Origin of the sequence: Pseudomonas sp. BE134 (genome assembly GCF_031456105.1) — a bacterium.
Taxonomy (GTDB): domain Bacteria; phylum Pseudomonadota; class Gammaproteobacteria; order Pseudomonadales; family Pseudomonadaceae; genus Aquipseudomonas.
The window spans coordinates 1-18,475 of the sequence record NZ_JAVDUA010000003.1; the positions used below are offsets into that span (position 1 = coordinate 1).

Below are 18,475 nucleotides of genomic sequence, written 5' to 3' on the forward strand. Positions count from 1 at the left end.
AGCCTTTTTTCGCCTGTTACCTGCACAAAAGCAAACGCCCCGAACAAGTCGGGGCGTTTGCTTGGATCGCCTTCAGCGTGTTTTCACACAGTCTGTTCGGCGGGTTTTTTTACGTCTCCTGAAACACATTGAGGCCATTTACGCCGTATCGAACTGCCAGTGTTGACTAAGGTTCAAGCATTGCGAGGGAGCGTGCTACATGACAGTCGTTGATTTACCCGCTGCACCGAGAGTGCTGATTGCCGAGGCCGACCCTTGGTCCCGAGACTTGCTCAAGCAGGTGCTGTTGAATGTGCGCTGCGACGCTCGGCTCGACCTGTGCGCCGATGGTCAGCAGGCAATCGACAGGCTTGCGGAGGTTCCTTACGACCTGGCGATCGTTGACTGGGAGTTGCCCGGTGTCGATGGCTTGAATGTTTTGCGCAACGTGCGGCAACGCAGGCGCAATCCACCGCTGCCGTTCATTCTGATGAGCAGCCGCAACGACAGTGCCAGCGTGCGCGAAGCTTTACCTCTGGCGCCCACGGCGTACCTGACCAAACCCCTGAACATGGAAAACCTGACCCAACGTCTGCAGGAATTGCTGCTGAACGCGGGAGAGGAGGTGACCTGCGAGGTGCCGACATTGGCGCCGGGCATGAAGTTATCGGTGTATCTGGAACGTCGTCGAGAGTTGACCGAGGGTGCACCGTTGATGACTGACGTGCAGATCGCGGTCCAGCGTAGCCTCAATCCCGGCGGTCTCGATCTGAAGCGGCTGGAAGACGAAATTCGCACCGATCCACAGATAACTGCTGTGCTGATCGCTGCCGCGAACAGCGCGGGGCATCACATTGGCGATCCTGTGCAGACCCTGTCTCAGGCTTTGCATCGCTTGGGCTCAGGGCAAAGCATGAACCTGATTCTGGGGTTGGCACTCAAGCGCAGTGCCCGGCTTGAAGATCCGTTCCTGGCGGACTATGCCGAGCGCTATTGGCAGCTGTCGCTGCACACCGCCGAGTACGCCCGCACGTTGGCGCGTTTGCTGGATCTTGAACAAGAGCGCTGTTACTGCGCGGGAATGCTGCATCGTCTCGGCGATCTGGCAATGCTGCGGTGTTTGCAAGAGTGGAAGCAGGCCGGGGGGGAGCTGGATGAGTGGGAAGAGGTGGGGCATGCGCTCGCCGAGTTCGGTGCTGCCTACGGTTCTGCGTTGCGCACGCGTTGGCGTCTGCCGCTGGAGCTGCGAGAGCTGATTGCAGCGGTCTATCAGCTCGGTGGCGGGGTTTACTCCCGCGAAGCGCTGGTGATGAACATGGCGGCACATTTGGCGCGTCTGAGCGAGCATGAGGGCGTTGAAGAGTTGGCGAGAAGCCGGACGGCGCGGCTGCTCAAGATCGGCTTGCCGGAACTGATGCGTTTGCGCAAAAAGTAGGCCTGCCGAATACCCCTGTGGAGCAGGCTTACTCCCACAGGGGTTAGGTGTTGGACCATTAAGCGCAGATGATCCGGTTCTTGCCCTGCCGCTTGGCTTCATACATCGCCGCATCCGCGCGGGCGAACAGGCGGTCGAGGCTTTCGTCTTCCTCGGTGAGGTTGGTCAAGCCTTGGCTGACGGTGATGCCGAAAGTCTGGTTGTCGTGGTTGAAGCTCAATTGCTGTATCTGCCGTTGCAGGCGCTCGGCCACTTGCATGGCCATGTCGGGGGCGCAGCCGGGAAATACCGCCGCGAACTCTTCACCGCCGATGCGACCGAACACATCCCCACGACGTAATGCATGGCGACCGCTCTCTGCGATCTGTTGCAGCACTGTGTCACCTTGCGGGTGGCCGTACGTGTCGTTAATCACCTTGAAATCATCGATGTCCAGGAGCAGGAATGCGAGTGGCACACCTTGCTTGCGTGCCTGTGCAAATTCGCGTTGAGCGCATTCGAAAAAGTGCCGGCGATTGCTGCTTTGAGTCAGCACGTCGGTGGTGGCCAGGCGTTGCAGCTCGGCTTCCGTGCGCTTCTTTTCGGTGATGTCTTCAGCAATGCCGACAATGATCAGTGGTTGGCCGGGCTCGGCCTGACGGTTGATGAAGCATTTGTCGCTGATCCAACGTACTTGGCCATCGGCATTGATGATGCGGTATTCGCGATCTTCGACCGCGCCTTTGACCAGTACTTCGGCCAGGCTGCGTTCGGCATAGTCCAGATCGTCGGGGTAAATGCTGTCACGCCATTCGTTGTAGTCGGACAGTAAGCTGGCGGTGGTACGACCGAAAATCCGCTCATAGGCCGGACTGACGTAAAGCACCTGGCGGGTTTCCCAATTGAATGCCCAAAGCACCGCGTTGACGCTTACCAGCAGCGAACTGAACAGCTGTTCACGCTCACTCAGGCGCGCCACTTCGCTTTGTGCATGCATCAGCGCCATCAAGGTCTGAGCGGTGTCGGGTAACGGAAGAAGGGATGAGTCGTGCAGGTTTTTGGAGGCCATCGGGACAAATCTCAAAGGGCATATGCCGCGTTCGAAAGCGGTGCCAACGAAGCCCACCGGGGTTGGCGAAGTGTCTTTGAGATAGGGGATCTGGAGCTAAGTTCCGAAGGGTGCGCCCGCTAGCGGGCGCACCGATCAACGGCATCAGACAGCGGAAGGGCGCAGGGAGTAGGTTTTCAACTGGTCGGCGAAGTCGCGCAGGGATTGAATTCCGCTGGCTTCGGCTTCGTGTACCCAGTCCTTTATGGCGGCAAGCATGTCGTGACCATTTGAGCTGGTCTTGACCCAAATCTGCTGCAAGGCCAGGCGTTTCTCGTAAATTACCTTCAGCGCCTGACTGTGTTCGAGCATGGCCTGGATGCGAATGTGGTGTTTTTCGTCCAGCAGGCTGGTTTCCCGCGAGAGCAGGCGCTTGGCACGGTGGAATTGATGGCGGACCGAGTGATCGACCTTTTCCAGCTCTTGCTTGACCAGCGGCCCGATTACCAATTTGCGGTACTGCGCCATGATCTGAAAGCGGTTGTTGAGGATCGCCATGGCGGTGTCCATGTCCAGGCTGCCTTTGCCTTCAACCCGGTGGGCAATCGGTGCAACCCGCTGGACCTTGGCCAGACGGAAAAAACTGAAGACCTGGATCCAGGCCCAACCGAGGTCGAATTCCCACGTCTTCACCGACAATTTTGCCGAGTTAGGGTAGGTGTGATGGTTGTTATGCAGTTCTTCACCGCCGATCAGGATGCCCCAAGGCACCAGATTGGTCGCGGCATCGCGACATTCGAAGTTGCGGTAGCCGACGGCATGGCCGAGACCATTGACCACGCCAGCGGCCCACACCGGGATCCACATCATCTGGATGGCCCAGATGGTGATACCGATGGTGCCGAACAACAGCAAGTCGATGACGCCCATGATCGCGATACCCAACAGCGGGAATCGGCTGTAAAGATTGCGTTCGATCCAGTCTTCAGGGCAGTTCTTGCCGTAGATGCGCAGGGTTTCCGGGTTTTCCGCTTCGGCACGGTACAACTCGGCGCCTTTGCGCAGAACGGTGGACAGCCCCTTGATGACCGGGCTGTGCGGGTCATCGACGGTTTCGCATTTGGCGTGATGCTTGCGGTGGATAGCGGTCCACTCGCGGGTGTTCTGTGCCGTGGTGAGCCACAGCCAGAAGCGGAAGAAATGTTTCAGGCCAGCATTGAGCTCAAGCGAGCGATGGGCTGAGTAACGATGCAAATAGACCGTGACGCCAATGATCGTGACATGGGTCATCAGCAGGGTGACTGCCACCAGTGACCAGGGCGACAAGCCGAGTAAACCTTCGTACCACATAGGCTGTAGGGCCCTCGATAAAGAAAAAAATAGCCGTTGCATTATCACTAAGCCCACGGATAAAACCAGTCGCCCTTTCGGATAAGAGTGGCTGGATGTGTCATTAACCTATAATTCCAACCTTTTTGTAGGGACATGGACGGCCGAATGTCTGCCACCTATCGCAATGCCTTGCTTGCAGCGCTGCTGTATCTGTTGATTTCAGTCGCCTGGATGCTGTTCAGCGGCTATTTATTGAACAGTTTCTTCGATAGTTCTGCCGAGCTATTGCGCTGGCAACTGATCAACGGCTATTCCTGGATGGTGCTCAGCGCCGGTTTGATCTTCATTGCCCGGGCCCGATTGTTCCAGTGCCTGGGGATCGGCGCCAAACTGCGCGAGCGTCAGGCCGACCGCGAGTATCTGCGTCAGGCGGCCGTGGTGTTCGATTGCACCCGTGAGGGCGTATTGGTCACCGATAGCAACGGATTGATTGTCCATGTGAACCGGGCCTTCATGGCGATCACCGGTTATCGGCGAGATGAGGTGCTGGGACAGCAACCCAGACTGTTCAAATCCGGCCATCATCCGTCGGCGTTCTACCGAGCTATGTTTGCGACACTCAACGACACCGGCGAATGGAGCGGGGAAATCTGGAATCGCCGCAAAAACGGCGAAATTTATCCGCAATGGCAAACCATCCGCATCATTCATGACGATCAAGGCCGACGAAGCCAATACGTGGCGGTGTTTTCCGACATCAGTGCGATCAAAAACTCCGAGCACGAACTCAAACACCTGGCTCACCACGATCCGCTGACCGATTTGCCCAATCGACTGTTATTCACCGATCGCATCGAACAGGCGCTAGCGTCGGCGCAAATCCACAAGCGAGGTTGCGCGTTGCTGATGGTCGACCTCGATCACTTCAAGATGATCAACGACAGCCTTGGGCACACCGTCGGTGATCAGTTGCTCAAGGCTGTGGCCGAGCACTTGAAAACCCTGTGTGGCCCTGGCATCTCCCTGGCGCGTCTGGGGGGTGACGAGTTTGCGGTGCTTGCCGAAAATTGTCCGCAAATAGCACAAGCCGGGACGCTGGCGCAGCGGATCATCGATAGCCTCCGGGAGCCGTTCTACATCAACGCGCATCGACTGTTTATCAACACCAGTGTCGGTATCAGTCAGTTCCCCAGCGATGCCTTGAATGCCGAGCAAATGTTGCGCAATGCAGGTTCGGCATTGTCCAAGGCCAAGAATGCAGGCCGGAATGGCTACGCGCTCTACACCGAAGAATTGACGGTCCATGCCCGGCAGCGGGTAGAAATTGCTTTCGAATTGCGCCGCGCCCTGGAGCGGCAGGAGCTGCGCGTCCATTACCAACCTGTGCATGACCTCAAAACCAGTCGCCTGGTGGGCGCGGAAGCGTTGGTGCGTTGGGCGCATCCGCAGCGCGGGCTGGTGTCGCCAGCAGAGTTCATCCCCATCGCCGAGCGTACCGGTTTGATTGCCGAGATCGATGCCTGGGTCATGCAGCAGGCCTGCGAGCAAATGTGTCAGTGGCACGCCGCTGGCGTGGTGCTGTCGTTCGTTGCGGTGAATATTTCATCGCGGCTGTTTGCCCGGCGTGAGCTGTATCAGCAGGTGGCACGGGTGCTTGATGCGACGGGGCTTGATCCGGCGTATCTGGAGCTTGAAGTCACTGAGAGCGCGGTGATGGATGATCCGGAAGTGGCGCTGGAGCAGATGCATCGCTTGCGCGAGTTAGGCGTGCGGCTGGCCATTGATGATTTCGGCACGGGTTATTCGTCGCTGCTGCGGCTCAAGCGGTTGCCTGTGCAAAAACTCAAGATCGACCAAGGGTTTGTCGCAGGCCTGCCAGGGGGTGACGATGATGCCGCCATTGTGCGGGTGATCATGGCCTTGGCGCAGAGTATGGGGATGCAGGTACAGGCTGAGGGAATCGAGTACATCGAGCAGGCCGGTTTCCTGCTGGAACATGACTGCGATCTGGGGCAAGGCTACTGGTTTGGGCGGCCGGTGCCGGCCGAGCAGTTGGATTGGATGTGCATGCCCATTATTCGCTAAGCCGTGCCCGAGCATTCCCACGCTCTGCGTGGGAATGCCGTCCTGGACGCTCTGCGTCTTCCCAAAACCATGACGCAGTGCGTCATCGGATGCGTTCCCACGCAGCGTGTGGGAATGATCAATTTTTCAGTTATATAAACATTCTTAAATAGTCTTTTTAAGAATATCTACTCCTCACTACTATTGGTCTCACGCCGCAAGCAGTGCCGTCACTGCCAGGCAACCTCTCAGTTGAAGGAGCAGCACCATGAGCGCATCCCTACGTAGTGTTGATGGCCAAGACGAAGCAACCATTTTGCGTGAGATCCAGAGCGCATTGCGCGATCTGCGCTTTGGGGCTGTGGAGATCACTGTGCATAACGCCCAGGTCGTGCAGATCGAACGCAAAGAAAAATTTCGTTTGCAGAATCCGAGTAACAAACCGAGCTAAGTAACCGGCAACCCGCTTCCAGTACCTCATAAAAAAGCCAACACAATCAGAATTCCAGGAGCTTTCACCATGTCGTCAATTCGTCATTTCGCTTTGGCCGCCCTGGCCAGTGCACTGTTTGCGGGTTCCGCGGTTGCCAAGGATTACGAGCTGCTCAATGTGTCATACGACCCGACGCGTGAGCTGTACCAGGACTACAACGCGGAGTTCATCAAGCTCTGGCAAAAGGATCACGCCGGCGACAACGTAAAAATCCAGCAATCCCACGGTGGTTCGGGCAAACAGGCCCGTGCAGTGATCGACGGTCTTCGCGCCGACGTCGTGACCCTGGCCCTGGCCGGCGACATCGACGAAATCGCCAAGCTCGGCAAGAGCCTGCCGGCCGACTGGCAGACACGTCTACCGGAGGCGAGCACGCCATATACCTCGACCATCGTGTTTCTGGTGCGCAAGGGCAACCCTAAAGGAATCAAGGATTGGGGTGACCTGATCAAGAACGATGTGGCGGTCATTACCCCGAACCCGAAGACCTCCGGCGGCGCACGCTGGAACTTCCTCGCGGCCTGGGCCTATGGCCTGAAAGCCAACGGCGGTGACGAAGCCAAGGCCAAGCAATACGTACAAACCCTCTTCAAGCACGTGCCAGTGCTGGACACCGGCGCTCGCGGTTCGACCATTACCTTCGTCAACAACGGTCAGGGTGACGTGTTGCTGGCTTGGGAAAACGAGGCCTTCCTGGCGCTGAAAGAAGACGGCGGTGCCGACAAGTTCGAAATCGTCGTGCCTTCGCTGTCGATCCTTGCCGAGCCACCGGTGGCCGTGGTCGACAAGAACGCCGAGAAAAAGGGTAACGAGCAGATCGCCGATGCGTATCTCAAATACCTGTATAGCCCGGCCGGCCAGGAAATCGCGGCGAAAAACTTCTATCGTCCACGTGACAAGGAGGTCGCCGCGAAGTACGCCAAGCAATTCCCGACCCTGGACCTTGTGACCATCGACAAGAACTTCGGCGGCTGGAAAACCGCGCAGCCGAAGTTCTTCAACGACGGTGGCGTGTTCGACCAGATTTATCAGGCTCAGTAGTCTTAAATAGCCATCAACGGGCCCCGATTTAACCGTCGGGGCTTTGCGCGTTCTCAACCAAGGACTTTTATGTCGCGTCGTATTTCCCCCGTCATACCCGGCTTCGGGCTGACGCTGGGTTACACCTTGGTGTACCTCAGCCTGATTGTGCTTATTCCACTGGCGGCGATGTTCGTCCATGCCGCCCAACTCACCTGGGATCAGTTCTGGGCAATTATCTCCGCGCCACGGGTGTGGGCGGCGATGAAGCTGAGCTTCGGCACGGCGCTCTATGCCGCAATCATCAACGGCATCATCGGCACGCTGCTCGCCTGGGTGCTGGTGCGCTACACCTTCCCGGGACGCAAAGTCATCGATGCAATGATCGACTTGCCCTTCGCATTGCCCACTGCGGTGGCGGGTATTGCGCTGACTGCGTTGTACACCCCCACTGGTTTGGTGGGTCAGTTTGCAGCGGATCTGGGTTTCAAGATTGCGTACACCCCCCTCGGCATCACCCTTGCCCTCACTTTTGTGACACTTCCATTCGTAGTACGTACCGTACAGCCAGTATTGGCTGATATCCCGCGTGAAGTGGAGGAAGCGGCGGCGTGTCTCGGTGCAAAACCGCTACAGGTTTTCCGCCATATTCTGGTGCCGGCACTGCTGCCAGCCTGGCTCACCGGTTTCGCGTTGGCCTTTGCCCGCGGGGTCGGCGAGTATGGTTCGGTGATTTTCATCGCCGGCAACATGCCAATGAAAACCGAGATCCTGCCGCTGCTGATCATGGTCAAGCTCGACCAGTACGATTACACCGGCGCCACGTCCATTGGTGTACTGATGCTGGTGGTTTCCTTCGTCCTGTTGCTGCTGATCAATTTGCTGCAACGTCGCATCGAAACCCCATAAGGAGGCGCGAACCATGTCCCAATCGTCTATTGCTGCTGCCTCTTCGGCCAACGCCGCCCGTCGTGGCAGTGCCACCTCGCGAAGAATCCTGATCGGTCTTGGCTGGTTGATTTTTGTACTGTTCCTGGTGTTGCCGCTGTTTATCGTGGTGTCCCAGGGTTTGAAGAATGGCCTGGGGGCGTTTTTCACCGCGATCTTCGAACCTGACGCATTGTCCGCGCTGAAACTGACGGTGATCGCCGTGCTGATCTCGGTGCCGCTGAACCTGGTGTTCGGCGTCAGCGCCGCTTGGTGCGTGAGCAAGTACTCTTTCCGCGGAAAGAGCATGCTGGTAACGCTGATCGACTTGCCGTTCTCGGTATCGCCAGTGATCGCCGGTCTGGTCTATGTGCTGATGTTCGGCGCCCAAGGCTTCTTCGGGCCGTGGTTGCAGGATCACGACATCCAGATCATCTTCGCGTTGCCTGGCATCGTACTGGCGACGATTTTCGTCACCGTGCCGTTTGTGGCGCGCGAGCTGATCCCGTTGATGCAGGAACAAGGCACGCAAGAAGAAGAGGCCGCGCGCCTGCTTGGCGCCAATGGTTGGCAAATGTTCTGGCACGTCACCGTTCCCAATATCAAATGGGGCCTGATCTACGGCGTGGTGCTGTGCACTGCGCGGGCGATGGGAGAGTTCGGTGCGGTGTCGGTGGTTTCCGGGCACATTCGCGGGGTGACCAACACCTTGCCGTTGCACGTCGAGATCCTCTACAACGAATACAACCACGTGGCCGCGTTCGCTGTAGCGAGCCTGTTGCTGATCATGGCGCTCTTCATCCTGTTGCTTAAGCAGTGGAGCGAAAACCGTATTAACCGCCTGCGCGCCAGCGCCGCGGAGGAATGATTTCATGTCGATCGAAGTGCGTAACGTCAGCAAGAATTTCAACGCGTTCAAGGCGCTGGACAACATCAGCCTGGACATTCAAAGCGGCGAACTCGTGGCGCTGCTTGGCCCCTCGGGCTGCGGTAAAACCACCCTGTTGCGGATCATCGCCGGTCTGGAAACACCGGATCAGGGCAACATCGTGTTCCATGGCGAAGACGTCTCCGGCCATGACGTGCGTGATCGCAACGTTGGTTTTGTGTTCCAGCACTACGCCTTGTTCCGCCACATGACGGTGTTCGATAACGTCGCCTTCGGCCTGCGCATGAAGCCGAAAAACCAGCGCCCGAACGAAAGTCGTATCGCGGAGAAAGTCCACGAATTGCTGAACATGGTGCAGCTGGACTGGCTGTCGGATCGCTACCCGGAACAACTTTCCGGCGGCCAGCGTCAGCGTATTGCCCTGGCTCGCGCCTTGGCCGTGGAACCGAAAGTCCTGCTGCTCGACGAACCCTTCGGTGCTTTGGACGCCAAGGTCCGTAAAGAGCTGCGTCGCTGGCTGGCGCGGCTCCACGAGGACATCAACCTGACTTCCGTATTCGTGACGCACGACCAGGAAGAAGCGATGGAAGTCGCCGACCGGATCGTGGTGATGAACAAGGGTGTGATCGAGCAGATCGGCTCACCCGGCGATGTTTATGAAAACCCTGCCAGCGATTTTGTTTATCACTTCCTCGGGGATTCCAACCGCCTGCATCTGGGGGAGGACAATCACGTGCTGTTCCGTCCGCACGAGGTGTCGCTGTCGCGCCATGAACTGGAAGATCACCACGCCGCGCAGGTGCGCGACATTCGTCCGCTGGGTGCAACGACTCGGGTGACGTTGAAGGTTGAAGGTCAGAGCGAATTGATCGAGGCGGAAGTGGTGAAGGATCACGACAGCCTGATCGGGCTGGAGAAGGGTGAAACCTTGTTCTTCAAGCCCAAGGTCTGGCAAAAACTGGCCAATATTTAAAACAAAAGCATCGCGAGCAGGCTCTCTCCCACAGGGTTCTATGTGCGCCATAGATCTAAGGTGGGAGCGAGCCTGCTCGCGATGGCGTCTTATGCCGCAGCGCGATTCGGATTGATCCGCACCCCTCCCGCCCGCGCCTCGATCTGCTCTTTGAGGTCATGCCGCAACCCCAGCAAAAACATTAACTCCACCACCACAAACAACGGCCCGACAATCAACCCGCTCACATCATCAACAAACGCCGGCTTACGCCCTTCGTAGTAATGCCCGATAAACTGAATCACCCAGCCCGCCACAAACATCCCGATACCGCTCGACAGCCAGACCAGCGTGCTTTGTTGCGCCAGCGTCTGCCCCGCCCAAACGGACAGGCCAAGTAATACGCTCATCAGCACCCCGAGCCGCAACTCCAGGCGCAGGTAAAACCACGCTGAAGCGAGCGACACCAGCACTGCCGGTGACAGCCAGCCGCCAGCCCATTGCGGCCGCGACAGCAATACCGCGACGGCCACCATAATCAATGGAATACCGATAAAGTGGCTGGCGATATTGCGCGGATCACGGTGGTAGGTGGCGTATTGACTGAGATGGTCAACGAGGCTTTTCATTGTTATTCCTCCTGTAGGGTGATTGATCATGCCCCGGGTTCACATTTGGCTCTGTCGGGCAGGCGACAATCTCTAGGAGATTCCATGGATATGCAGGCCTGGCGTTCGCGCCTGATGACGGGGCAGTGGTTCAGTCATCTACCTGTTCCCTTACAGGATAGTCTGCTGGCGGCGGCCAGGCTGCGGCGCTTGTCGTCGGGGCAATTACTGTTCAAACGCGGGGATCCGCCGTGCGGCTTGTATGCGGTGCTCGAAGGTTCGGTACGCATCGGTGCGGTCAATGAGCAGGGCAAAGAAGCGCTGCTGAGCCTGGTGGAGCCACCGCACTGGTTCGGTGAAATCTGCCTGGTCGACGGCCGGCCACGTACTCACGATGCCTTCGCCGTAGGCCAGTGCGTCCTGTTGCATGTACCGCAGCTGGCGCTGCTGAAACTGCTCGACGAACAACCGGTGTATTGGCGGCAACTGGCGTTGCTGATGAGCCACAAACTGCGCCTGACCTTCATCAACCTCGAACAACTGAGCCTGATGCCCGCCCCGGCGCGTCTCGCCCATCGCTTGCTGATGATTGCCGAGGGGTACGGCGAAATCGAACCCCCGCGCCGGGTTCTGCAACTGCCGCAGGAACAGTTGGCTTCGATGCTGTCGTTATCACGCCAGACGACCAATCAGATTCTCAAGGACCTGCAGGGGCAGGGGATTTTGAATCTCAAGTACGGCGAAATCGAAATTGTCGACGCCGAGCGGTTGCGCGCATTGACGATTTTTTGAAACGCAACGTTATGGGTGGGTTTTGCCTGCGAAGGCGTCTAGCCTGTGACGACGATAATCGAGGTGTGCCATGCGTGTACTGCTAGTAGAAGACGAACCGGAGACCGCCAAAGTCCTGGCCAACGGCCTGAATGAGGCGAGCTATTCGGTGGATGTAGCGCTCAACGGCATGGACGGCCGGCGCTTTATCGAGACCGGCGAATACGAGCTGATCATCCTTGATGTGATGCTGCCAGGACTCAACGGCTGGCAGTTGCAGCAGCAGATTCGCAAGCTCGGCAACACGCCGGTGCTGTTCCTCACCACCAAGGATGGCATCGAGGATCGGTTGCGCGGGCTCGAACTGCATGAGGATGATTATTTGCTCAAGCCGTTTACCGTGAGTGAACTGGTGGCGCGGGTGCGCAAGTTGATGCGGCGGGATCGGGGGCGGTGATATGCCGCAAGCTTGGTTAAAAAATGAGCTGGACTTCAACTTAGAACTGCACTAAATACAATGCATATCCACAGTTTGTGGAATTTTGCACGGTATACGATGCAGGTTGGCAAATGGAAAACCTTGGTGAACTGATCCGCTCGCTCCGAAAAGAGCAAAAGCTTTCCCAGCAGGCGCTGGCAAAACAGTACGGCATGAGCCGCTCCACGATTTCAGGAATTGAAAACAACACCCTTGCTGAAATCGGCCTGCGCAAAGTTGAGGCGATCCTCAACGGTTTCGGGTACGAGCTCACCGCCGTGCCTCGTCGGTCGAAGCGTCCAACGCTGGACTCGCTGAAAAAGGCCAACTTCCATGAATGAGCCGCAAGAAAAGGACCGGCTTCACATCAGTGTGTCCGCAACCGCAGTCGGCACCTTGGGTCGTGGTCAGTCTCGCAGCGATTCAGTTTTTACCTACGTCGAAAATGCAGGGGAACAAAACTCGGTTTCGTTGACCATGCCGGCTCGCCTCGAAAGTTATGCGTGGGAGCAAGGTGTACCGCCTATTTTCGAAATGAACCTGCCCGAAGGGGTGCTGCGCGAGGAATTGGTTCGGCGTTTCAGCAAAGCGGTCAGGGGCTTTGATGATTTCGCGATGTTATCGATTGTCGGCCCGCATCAGCTTGGGCGAGTGGGCATTGCAAACGCGCAGGATGCAAACGATCGTCCACCTGAAACCAGCCTATCTGACCTTCTGATTCATGACGGTGCTCAAGGCTTGTTTGAGGATCTGTTGCACACCTATGGCCAGTACTCCGGTGTTTCCGGTGTACAACCCAAGGTGTTGGTCCGTGACAGCGCGACAACCGTCGACCGGCTGACTCATCGAGGCGCGACGCACCTGGTCAAATCCTTTCGTGCCGAGGAATACCCTGAACTCGCAGCCAACGAGTATTTCTGCATGCGAGCAGCCCTGCATTCAGGGCTTGAAGTGCCGAAGTTCGAGCTCAGCGAGCATGGCAAATTCCTGGTGGTTGAACGCTTCGATCTGAATGAGCAAGGTTATTTGGGATTCGAGGATTTCTGCGTACTGAATGCCTGGCCCTCAAAGGCCAAATACGATGGCTCATACGAAGGTGCCGCGAGGCAGATTAAAGCATTCGTATCTCCACCCTTGCTCAATCAGGCGCTTGAGTCTTTTTTCAAGATCGTTGCGCTCTCGTCAGCCTTGAAGAATGGCGACGCTCACCTTAAAAACTTCGGCGTGCTGTACGAGCATTGCGGCATGGATGCACAAATCAGCCTCGCTCCGGCCTATGACATCGTCACCACTTCGGTTTACATAAAGTCCGACAGCATGGCGTTGCTGTTGGGCGGTTCAAAAGCATGGCCCAAGCACAAAGTGCTGATGCGATTTGGCCGTTCGGCCTGCAACCTCACGGAGGGCCGTTGTAATGAGCTGTTGCAGCAGGTCGCCCACGGGATGGAGGTGGCAATGACCGAGATGGCGGCTTACATAAAAGACAGCAGCGTCTTTACGGCAGTTGGCGAAGCGATGATGGAGCAATGGGCATCAGGCATCGCGCGCAGTCTCGTGAAAAGTTGATCAGCGCAACCCATCCCGAAACTGCCCCGGCGTCATCCCGGTCCAGCGTTTGAACGCGCGGCTGAAGCTGCTGGTATCGGCAAATCCCAACAAGTAACTGACTTCACTCAACGAGCATTGCGGATCCCGCAGGTGCAGCAGCGCCAGGTTTTCGCGGCTTTCATTGAGCAACGTATCGAACCGACAACCTTCGTCCGCCAAGTGCCGTTGCAGGCTGCGCAAGCTCAGGTGCAGGGCCTTGGCGATGAGTTCGGCACTGGGTTCGCCTTCAGGCAATTGCTCTTCGATGGCGTCACGGACTTTGCGCTCCCAGGTCAGCGGTTTCAGTTGCGCCAGGGTGCGTTTGAGCACGGTTTCATTGTGCTCGGCGAGTTCCGGATTGGCGTCATCCAGGTGGCTGTCGAAATCCACCAGAGAAAACTCCACGCGGTCTTCGTTGGCCGAAAAGTACACCGGTGAGCGGAAAACTTTGTGCCATTGGTGCGCGTCGGCCGGTTCCGGTCGACGCAGGTACACCGCCAGCGGTGCATAGTCGCGACCGAGGCGATTGCGGCAAGTGCGCACGTAGATCGCGGTAAAGGCGTCGATGGCTTCGAACGCTGGCGCCGGGTTGCCGGCCGGGATTTTCAGATGAAAGCGGTAGCGATCCTCGGCGCGGGTCAGCTCCAGTTCCAGGGCATCGCTGACCACCTGGTGATACCGCACGATGCGCTCGAAAACCTCGCGCAAGCTGCCGCTGGCCACCAGCGCATAACCGAGCGCATGAAAGGTGGTAGGGCTGACAAAACGTGACACGCGCAGGCCAATCGCCGGATCGCCACTGACCTGCACGGCGATTTCCCACAGCCGCGTGGTGCCGGACAACGGGTAACGGGCGTTCGGGTCGTCCATCAATTGCGGATCAAGCCCCGCCTGATGGCAAAGCGCGCTGCTGTCGAGGCCCAGGGCATCGAGTTGCTTGCGCAGGGCGCGGGTCCAGCTGGCGAGGGAGGTCGGTTCAGTCATGCTGATTGGCGCTTCCGGTCAACAGGTTGGCGTTCTCGGCTACCACCTTGCCAAGGGTCGCAAGGCAGGATGCGAACATCAATAACCAGAGGATGGAAGCATGCATGGTACTTCTGCAAGTCCCCAGCGACTGAATGCAGCGCAGCGATCAGCACATATTCGTGAAGTGGTGCTGGCCAAGGGCGTCGAGTTGCGTAAGCGCTACCCGATTTTCAACCATCAAGACGCGCTCGGCGCAGGGATTCTGGCCTTCGCCCTGGCCGGGATGATCGGGTCGGCGGCGCTCTATATGGCCGGGCACATGGCCTGGTGGGTGTGCTTGTTGCTCAACGCTTTTTTCGCCTCGTTGACCCACGAACTGGAACACGACCTGATTCACAGCATGTACTTTCGCAAACAGCGCGTGCCGCACAATCTGATGATGGCGCTGGTGTGGCTGGCGCGTCCGAGCACGATCAATCCATGGATCCGCCGCCATTTGCACCTCAATCACCACAAGGTTTCGGGCACTGAAACCGACATGGAAGAACGCGCCATTACCAATGGCGAGCCTTGGGGGGTTGCGCGGTTGCTGATGGTCGGCGACAACATGATGTCGTCATTCATCCGCATGCTGCGGGCCAAAACCTGGGCTCACAAGTTCAGCATCGTCCAGCGCACATTGAAGGTCTACGCGCCGCTCGCGCTGGTGCATTGGGGCGCGTGGTACATGTTCCTCGGCTTCCATGCGGCCAACGGCATCGCGTCCCTGGCGGGCGCGCCGATCGAGTGGTCGGCGACCACCATGTCGGTGATGCAGGTGATCGACATCGCGGCGGTGGTGATCATCGGCCCGAACGTGTTGCGTACGTTCTGCCTGCACTTCATCAGTTCGAACATGCATTACTACGGCGATGTGGAACCGGGCAACGTGATGCAGCAGTGCCAGGTGCTTAACGCCTGGTGGCTGTGGCCGTTGCAGGCGTTCTGCTTCAACTTCGGCAGCAGCCACGGCATCCATCACTTTGTGGTGAAGGAACCGTTTTACATCCGTCAGATGACCGTGCCAGTGGCGCATAAGGTGATGCGTGAAATGGGCGTGCGGTTCAATGATTTCGGCACGTTTGGCCGGGCTAACCGGTTTGTTCGCAAAGACGTTGCGCAACCTCGGGAGGTTCGTGCCGCTCAGGTGTGATGGATGCAACCGGACACTCAAAATCGAAACAAGCGATGGTCAATGCGCTCGTCATCAATCTGACCCAAAGAGGCGATACGTTAGAGCACGAGCAGGGAGGTTGGCGGTCAACGTTTCACTGAGCGTTATATGCGATTTGGGTCTAACAAAGTAATTAAATATTCCTTTATTAGATAACCGTTTCGAACAATCATCGCTTCACAGATTTTGAGTTTCCGGGGCCGTCTCCTTGGCAGGGTGCGGTCCCTTTTTTTATTCCCATTGCGCGGTCATAGGACTAATCGCTGATGTTTCTTAAGACCTGTTATTTCTGACAGTAGACGAGTGGAGGGGTAGCTCTACACTGAAAATGTGGGTCCCTTCTGGGCAATCAGAGCGGGTCAAGAAACGTTTTCAGGGAGAAATCGTATGAATTATTTTGCAGGCCACTACACGATGGACGGGCCAGTAACTCATTTGGTGATAAAGGACGATGAGCCGATCTCGGGGCACCTGGATTTAGAGGATGCCCATCGCGACATCAGTGATGGGAGGGTCCGTTATCGGTGTGGCAGCAGCCTTGAATTTATGACTGTGGATGATATTCATGAGGTCAAGGAGCAGTGGTCGCTCATGTTTAGTTTCAGACGCATGTCGCTTGTCGGGACATGTGAGCAGACCTTCAAGAACGGCAAAACCAACACCCGGACCGTGTTGTTTAAAAGAGACGAGCCCACTCCAAAAGCGTGTTGAGTCTAGTTGACCCAGGATCTTTCCTTAGCGTATCAACCCGATAGTGATCGGGTTGAATATCTGCTGCTTGAAATCCTTGCATATTCTTTATGGGTCTTAATAAATAGCTTCTTATTCCTTAACGAATATAACTCTCCTCCCTATACTCGACCAGGAACAGACACGCAGCAGGAGAGCTCCCCCATGCGCAACGAATCCATTCGCTACCTGATTGTGCCGGGCTGGCAAGGATCGCCTGACGATCATTGGCAAAGCCACTGGCAGAACAGCCTGCCAAACAGCACGCGGGTGGAGCAGGCGGACTGGCTGACACCTCGTCGTGAAGACTGGGTCGCGGCGCTGGCCGAAGCGATTGCCGCCGACAGCACGCCGGTGATCCTGATCGCGCATAGCTTGGGTTGCATCACCGTCGCCCATTGGGCCGCCACTGCACCCGTGCAGTTTCTTCGTCAGGTGCGCGGGGCCTTGCTGGTCGCGCCTGCAGACGTCGAGCGCCCGGCCTGTGCGCCGGCGTTGCGTAACTTCGCACCGATTCCAACCGACCTGTTGCCGTTCCCGAGCCAGATCGTCAGCTCCGATAACGACAGCGCCGTGAGTACGCCGCGAGCCCTTGAGTTGGCGCGCAATTGGGGTTCGGAAGCGGGGATTTTGTCGGGGGCCGGGCATATCAATGTGAAGTCCGGCCACCAGCGCTGGGAGCAGGGTTTTGCCTTCCTCTATCGCTTGCAGAACCGCATGGAACATCACGCCTTGCGACGCGCTTGAACCTTTTGTTTTTTGCTTTTGTTTCGCCCCCCGTCTCCCGGCGGTTTTGGGCGGGAGTCTGCCATGAGTATTGAAGCCTTTGGTCAGCCATTGCTGACCTTTCCCGATGCAGAAAAAAGTCCCCTGAGCATCCGCGCCAAAGCGCTGGTGTTTGTCGATCCGCGCTCGCGCCAGTTGCGCCAGGAATTGGAGCAGCTGGCGCCGCGTTCGATCTCGGTGTTGATTCGCGGTGAAACCGGCAGCGGCAAGGAATTGCTGGCGCGTCATATCCATCGCGCCAGTGATCGTGGCGGTTTGTTTGTTTCGGTCAATTGCGGGGCGATCAGTCCGACTTACGCCGATGCGGAGTTGTTCGGTTATGCCGCTGGCAGCTTCAGCGGTTCGGCCAGCAGCCGCGCCGGGTGGTTCGGTTCGGCCAATGGCGGCACGCTCTATCTGGATGAGATCGGTGATTTGCCGCTGCCGATTCAGATCAAACTGCTCGCCGCGCTGGAAAACCACGAAGTGACCCGTGTTGGCGCGCATCAACCGAGCCCGGTGGACGTGCGTCTGGTTGCCGCCACCAGCATTGATCTGGCCCAGGCCGTGGCCGCCGGGAAATTCCATGAGCGGCTTTATCACTACCTCAGTGAAGGGCATCTGGAGTTGCCGGCATTGCGTGACCGCGTGGGCGATATTCTGTCGCTGGCCGAGTATTTCCTCGGCATCTACAGCCATCGCCTCGAACTGCCGGTGCCGCTGATCAGTGAGGCCGCACAACTTGTGCTGGAACGGCACAGTTGGCCGGGAAACACCCGCGAGCTGGAAAACGTCATTCACTTTGCGTTGTTGGTCAGTACTGGCGACGAAATTCTGCCGGGGCATCTGAATTTGCCTGACACGGCCTTGCCGCTGGCGCAGATCGAACAGCAGGCGGCTCAACTGATCAAAAACGGCACGGCCACGGAACGCTCCGCGCTCAAGCAATTGTTGGAAAGTCTGACGCAAACCTTGTAGCAGCTGCCGAAGGCTGCGTTCGGCTGCGCAGCAGTCGCAAAATGGTTGACGCGTTTCTGATGAATAACCGTGTTGTTTGGGGACGACCGCTTCGCAGTCGAACGCAGCCTTCGGCAGCTGCTACATCGATCGCAGCGCCCGATTGAACAAAATGGAATATTAAAGTGAATAAAAGATATTGTTCGGGAATAAAAAATCCCGGTATTGTCCGCGTCACGTCAGCGATAGCACATCACTGGCACTTGTATTTAAAGCCGTCGTC

19 protein-coding genes are annotated in these 18,475 nt (G+C 57.4%); 15 read left to right on the top strand and 4 right to left on the bottom strand.

Annotation, left to right across the window (positions count from 1 at the left end):
* Positions 1–199: 199 nt before the first annotated feature.
* A complete protein-coding gene (locus J2Y56_RS03515; protein WP_310348660.1) occupies positions 200–1,414 on the top strand; it encodes a response regulator in 1,215 nt (404 codons plus the stop codon).
* Between the two features lie 58 nt (positions 1,415–1,472).
* Here J2Y56_RS03515 and J2Y56_RS03520 read toward each other — a convergent pair whose 3' ends face one another.
* Complete coding sequence (locus tag J2Y56_RS03520; protein ID WP_310348662.1) at positions 1,473–2,462, bottom strand: sensor domain-containing diguanylate cyclase; 990 nt, start codon at positions 2,460–2,462, stop codon at positions 1,473–1,475.
* A 144-nt stretch (positions 2,463–2,606) separates the two neighbouring features.
* Positions 2,607–3,791 carry a delta-9 fatty acid desaturase DesA gene (desA, locus tag J2Y56_RS03525; RefSeq protein WP_310348664.1) on the bottom strand — a complete coding sequence of 395 codons (1,185 nt, stop codon included), beginning with the start codon at positions 3,789–3,791 and terminating at the stop codon, positions 2,607–2,609.
* Positions 3,792–3,938: 147 nt separating this feature from the next.
* On the opposite strand from desA, the gene dibA reads away from it, so the two are divergent.
* The 6 genes from dibA to J2Y56_RS03555 all read left to right on the top strand — a co-directional run bounded on the left by dibA (position 3,939) and on the right by J2Y56_RS03555 (position 10,139).
* Positions 3,939–5,858, top strand: a complete 1,920-nt coding sequence (dibA, locus tag J2Y56_RS03530; protein ID WP_310348666.1) for a phosphodiesterase DibA — start codon at positions 3,939–3,941, stop codon at positions 5,856–5,858.
* Positions 5,859–6,105: 247 nt separating this feature from the next.
* On the top strand, positions 6,106–6,288 hold the full coding sequence (gene oscA / locus J2Y56_RS03535; RefSeq protein WP_007945260.1) for a sulfur starvation response protein OscA: 183 nt from the start codon (positions 6,106–6,108) through the stop codon (positions 6,286–6,288).
* A gap of 69 nt (positions 6,289–6,357) precedes the next feature.
* The gene (locus tag J2Y56_RS03540) at positions 6,358–7,371 is read left to right on the top strand and encodes a sulfate ABC transporter substrate-binding protein (RefSeq protein WP_007945261.1); all 1,014 of its coding nucleotides are present in this window, start codon (positions 6,358–6,360) and stop codon (positions 7,369–7,371) included.
* 69 nt (positions 7,372–7,440) lie between these two features.
* Positions 7,441–8,259 carry a sulfate ABC transporter permease subunit CysT gene (gene cysT, locus J2Y56_RS03545; RefSeq protein ID WP_007945262.1) on the top strand — a complete coding sequence of 273 codons (819 nt, stop codon included), beginning with the start codon at positions 7,441–7,443 and terminating at the stop codon, positions 8,257–8,259.
* A gap of 13 nt (positions 8,260–8,272) precedes the next feature.
* A complete protein-coding gene (gene cysW / locus J2Y56_RS03550; protein ID WP_007945263.1) occupies positions 8,273–9,145 on the top strand; it encodes a sulfate ABC transporter permease subunit CysW in 873 nt (290 codons plus the stop codon).
* Positions 9,146–9,149: 4 nt separating this feature from the next.
* On the top strand, positions 9,150–10,139 hold the full coding sequence (locus tag J2Y56_RS03555) for a sulfate ABC transporter ATP-binding protein (RefSeq protein WP_310348668.1): 990 nt from the start codon (positions 9,150–9,152) through the stop codon (positions 10,137–10,139).
* Between the two features lie 89 nt (positions 10,140–10,228).
* Here J2Y56_RS03555 and J2Y56_RS03560 read toward each other — a convergent pair whose 3' ends face one another.
* Entirely contained in the window at positions 10,229–10,747 is a 519-nt protein-coding gene (locus J2Y56_RS03560; RefSeq protein WP_310348670.1) for an Mpo1-like protein, read from the bottom strand.
* Between the two features lie 84 nt (positions 10,748–10,831).
* Here J2Y56_RS03560 and J2Y56_RS03565 point away from each other — a divergent pair, with 84 nt between their 5' ends.
* The 4 genes from J2Y56_RS03565 (at position 10,832) to J2Y56_RS03580 (ending at position 13,541) form a co-directional block, all read left to right on the top strand.
* Positions 10,832–11,518, top strand: coding sequence for a Crp/Fnr family transcriptional regulator (locus tag J2Y56_RS03565; RefSeq protein ID WP_007945266.1), 687 nt, complete (start codon positions 10,832–10,834; stop codon positions 11,516–11,518).
* Positions 11,519–11,588: 70 nt separating this feature from the next.
* Complete coding sequence (locus J2Y56_RS03570; RefSeq protein WP_007945267.1) at positions 11,589–11,954, top strand: response regulator; 366 nt, start codon at positions 11,589–11,591, stop codon at positions 11,952–11,954.
* A 113-nt stretch (positions 11,955–12,067) separates the two neighbouring features.
* Entirely contained in the window at positions 12,068–12,316 is a 249-nt protein-coding gene (locus tag J2Y56_RS03575; RefSeq protein WP_007945268.1) for a helix-turn-helix domain-containing protein, read from the top strand.
* Positions 12,309–13,541, top strand: coding sequence for a type II toxin-antitoxin system HipA family toxin (locus tag J2Y56_RS03580; protein WP_310348671.1), 1,233 nt, complete (start codon positions 12,309–12,311; stop codon positions 13,539–13,541). The genes J2Y56_RS03575 and J2Y56_RS03580 overlap by 8 nt, the downstream gene beginning before the upstream one ends.
* Here J2Y56_RS03580 and J2Y56_RS03585 read toward each other — a convergent pair whose 3' ends face one another.
* Complete coding sequence (locus tag J2Y56_RS03585) at positions 13,542–14,546, bottom strand: AraC family transcriptional regulator (RefSeq protein WP_007945270.1); 1,005 nt, start codon at positions 14,544–14,546, stop codon at positions 13,542–13,544.
* A gap of 100 nt (positions 14,547–14,646) precedes the next feature.
* Here J2Y56_RS03585 and J2Y56_RS03590 point away from each other — a divergent pair, with 100 nt between their 5' ends.
* The 4 genes from J2Y56_RS03590 (at position 14,647) to J2Y56_RS03605 (ending at position 18,213) form a co-directional block, all read left to right on the top strand.
* Positions 14,647–15,720 (top strand): fatty acid desaturase, encoded by a 1,074-nt coding sequence (locus J2Y56_RS03590; protein WP_007945271.1) that lies wholly within the window; start codon positions 14,647–14,649, stop codon positions 15,718–15,720.
* A 408-nt stretch (positions 15,721–16,128) separates the two neighbouring features.
* On the top strand, positions 16,129–16,452 hold the full coding sequence (locus J2Y56_RS03595) for a hypothetical protein (RefSeq protein ID WP_310335741.1): 324 nt from the start codon (positions 16,129–16,131) through the stop codon (positions 16,450–16,452).
* A gap of 183 nt (positions 16,453–16,635) precedes the next feature.
* Positions 16,636–17,217, top strand: a complete 582-nt coding sequence (locus J2Y56_RS03600; protein ID WP_007945274.1) for an alpha/beta hydrolase — start codon at positions 16,636–16,638, stop codon at positions 17,215–17,217.
* A 63-nt stretch (positions 17,218–17,280) separates the two neighbouring features.
* A complete protein-coding gene (locus J2Y56_RS03605) occupies positions 17,281–18,213 on the top strand; it encodes a sigma 54-interacting transcriptional regulator (RefSeq protein ID WP_007945275.1) in 933 nt (310 codons plus the stop codon).
* Positions 18,214–18,475 lie beyond the last annotated feature (262 nt).

Bases quoted from the DNA above. Each gene is read 5' to 3' on its own strand.
- J2Y56_RS03560 (WP_310348670.1), bottom strand. From the start codon at position 10,747: ATGAAAAGCCTCGTTGACCATCTCAGTCAATACGCCACCTACCACCGT.
- J2Y56_RS03600 (WP_007945274.1), top strand. From the start codon at position 16,636: ATGCGCAACGAATCCATTCGCTACCTGATTGTGCCGGGCTGGCAAGGA.
- J2Y56_RS03595 (WP_310335741.1), top strand. From the start codon at position 16,129: ATGAATTATTTTGCAGGCCACTACACGATGGACGGGCCAGTAACTCAT.
- J2Y56_RS03555 (WP_310348668.1), top strand. From the start codon at position 9,150: ATGTCGATCGAAGTGCGTAACGTCAGCAAGAATTTCAACGCGTTCAAG.
- cysT (WP_007945262.1), top strand. From the start codon at position 7,441: ATGTCGCGTCGTATTTCCCCCGTCATACCCGGCTTCGGGCTGACGCTG.
- desA (WP_310348664.1), bottom strand. From the start codon at position 3,791: ATGTGGTACGAAGGTTTACTCGGCTTGTCGCCCTGGTCACTGGTGGCA.
- J2Y56_RS03585 (WP_007945270.1), bottom strand. From the start codon at position 14,546: ATGACTGAACCGACCTCCCTCGCCAGCTGGACCCGCGCCCTGCGCAAG.
- J2Y56_RS03605 (WP_007945275.1), top strand. From the start codon at position 17,281: ATGAGTATTGAAGCCTTTGGTCAGCCATTGCTGACCTTTCCCGATGCA.
- dibA (WP_310348666.1), top strand. From the start codon at position 3,939: ATGTCTGCCACCTATCGCAATGCCTTGCTTGCAGCGCTGCTGTATCTG.
- J2Y56_RS03540 (WP_007945261.1), top strand. From the start codon at position 6,358: ATGTCGTCAATTCGTCATTTCGCTTTGGCCGCCCTGGCCAGTGCACTG.
- J2Y56_RS03575 (WP_007945268.1), top strand. From the start codon at position 12,068: ATGGAAAACCTTGGTGAACTGATCCGCTCGCTCCGAAAAGAGCAAAAG.
- J2Y56_RS03565 (WP_007945266.1), top strand. From the start codon at position 10,832: ATGGATATGCAGGCCTGGCGTTCGCGCCTGATGACGGGGCAGTGGTTC.
- oscA (WP_007945260.1), top strand. From the start codon at position 6,106: ATGAGCGCATCCCTACGTAGTGTTGATGGCCAAGACGAAGCAACCATT.
- J2Y56_RS03580 (WP_310348671.1), top strand. From the start codon at position 12,309: ATGAATGAGCCGCAAGAAAAGGACCGGCTTCACATCAGTGTGTCCGCA.
- J2Y56_RS03515 (WP_310348660.1), top strand. From the start codon at position 200: ATGACAGTCGTTGATTTACCCGCTGCACCGAGAGTGCTGATTGCCGAG.
- J2Y56_RS03590 (WP_007945271.1), top strand. From the start codon at position 14,647: ATGCATGGTACTTCTGCAAGTCCCCAGCGACTGAATGCAGCGCAGCGA.
- J2Y56_RS03570 (WP_007945267.1), top strand. From the start codon at position 11,589: ATGCGTGTACTGCTAGTAGAAGACGAACCGGAGACCGCCAAAGTCCTG.
- J2Y56_RS03520 (WP_310348662.1), bottom strand. From the start codon at position 2,462: ATGGCCTCCAAAAACCTGCACGACTCATCCCTTCTTCCGTTACCCGAC.
- cysW (WP_007945263.1), top strand. From the start codon at position 8,273: ATGTCCCAATCGTCTATTGCTGCTGCCTCTTCGGCCAACGCCGCCCGT.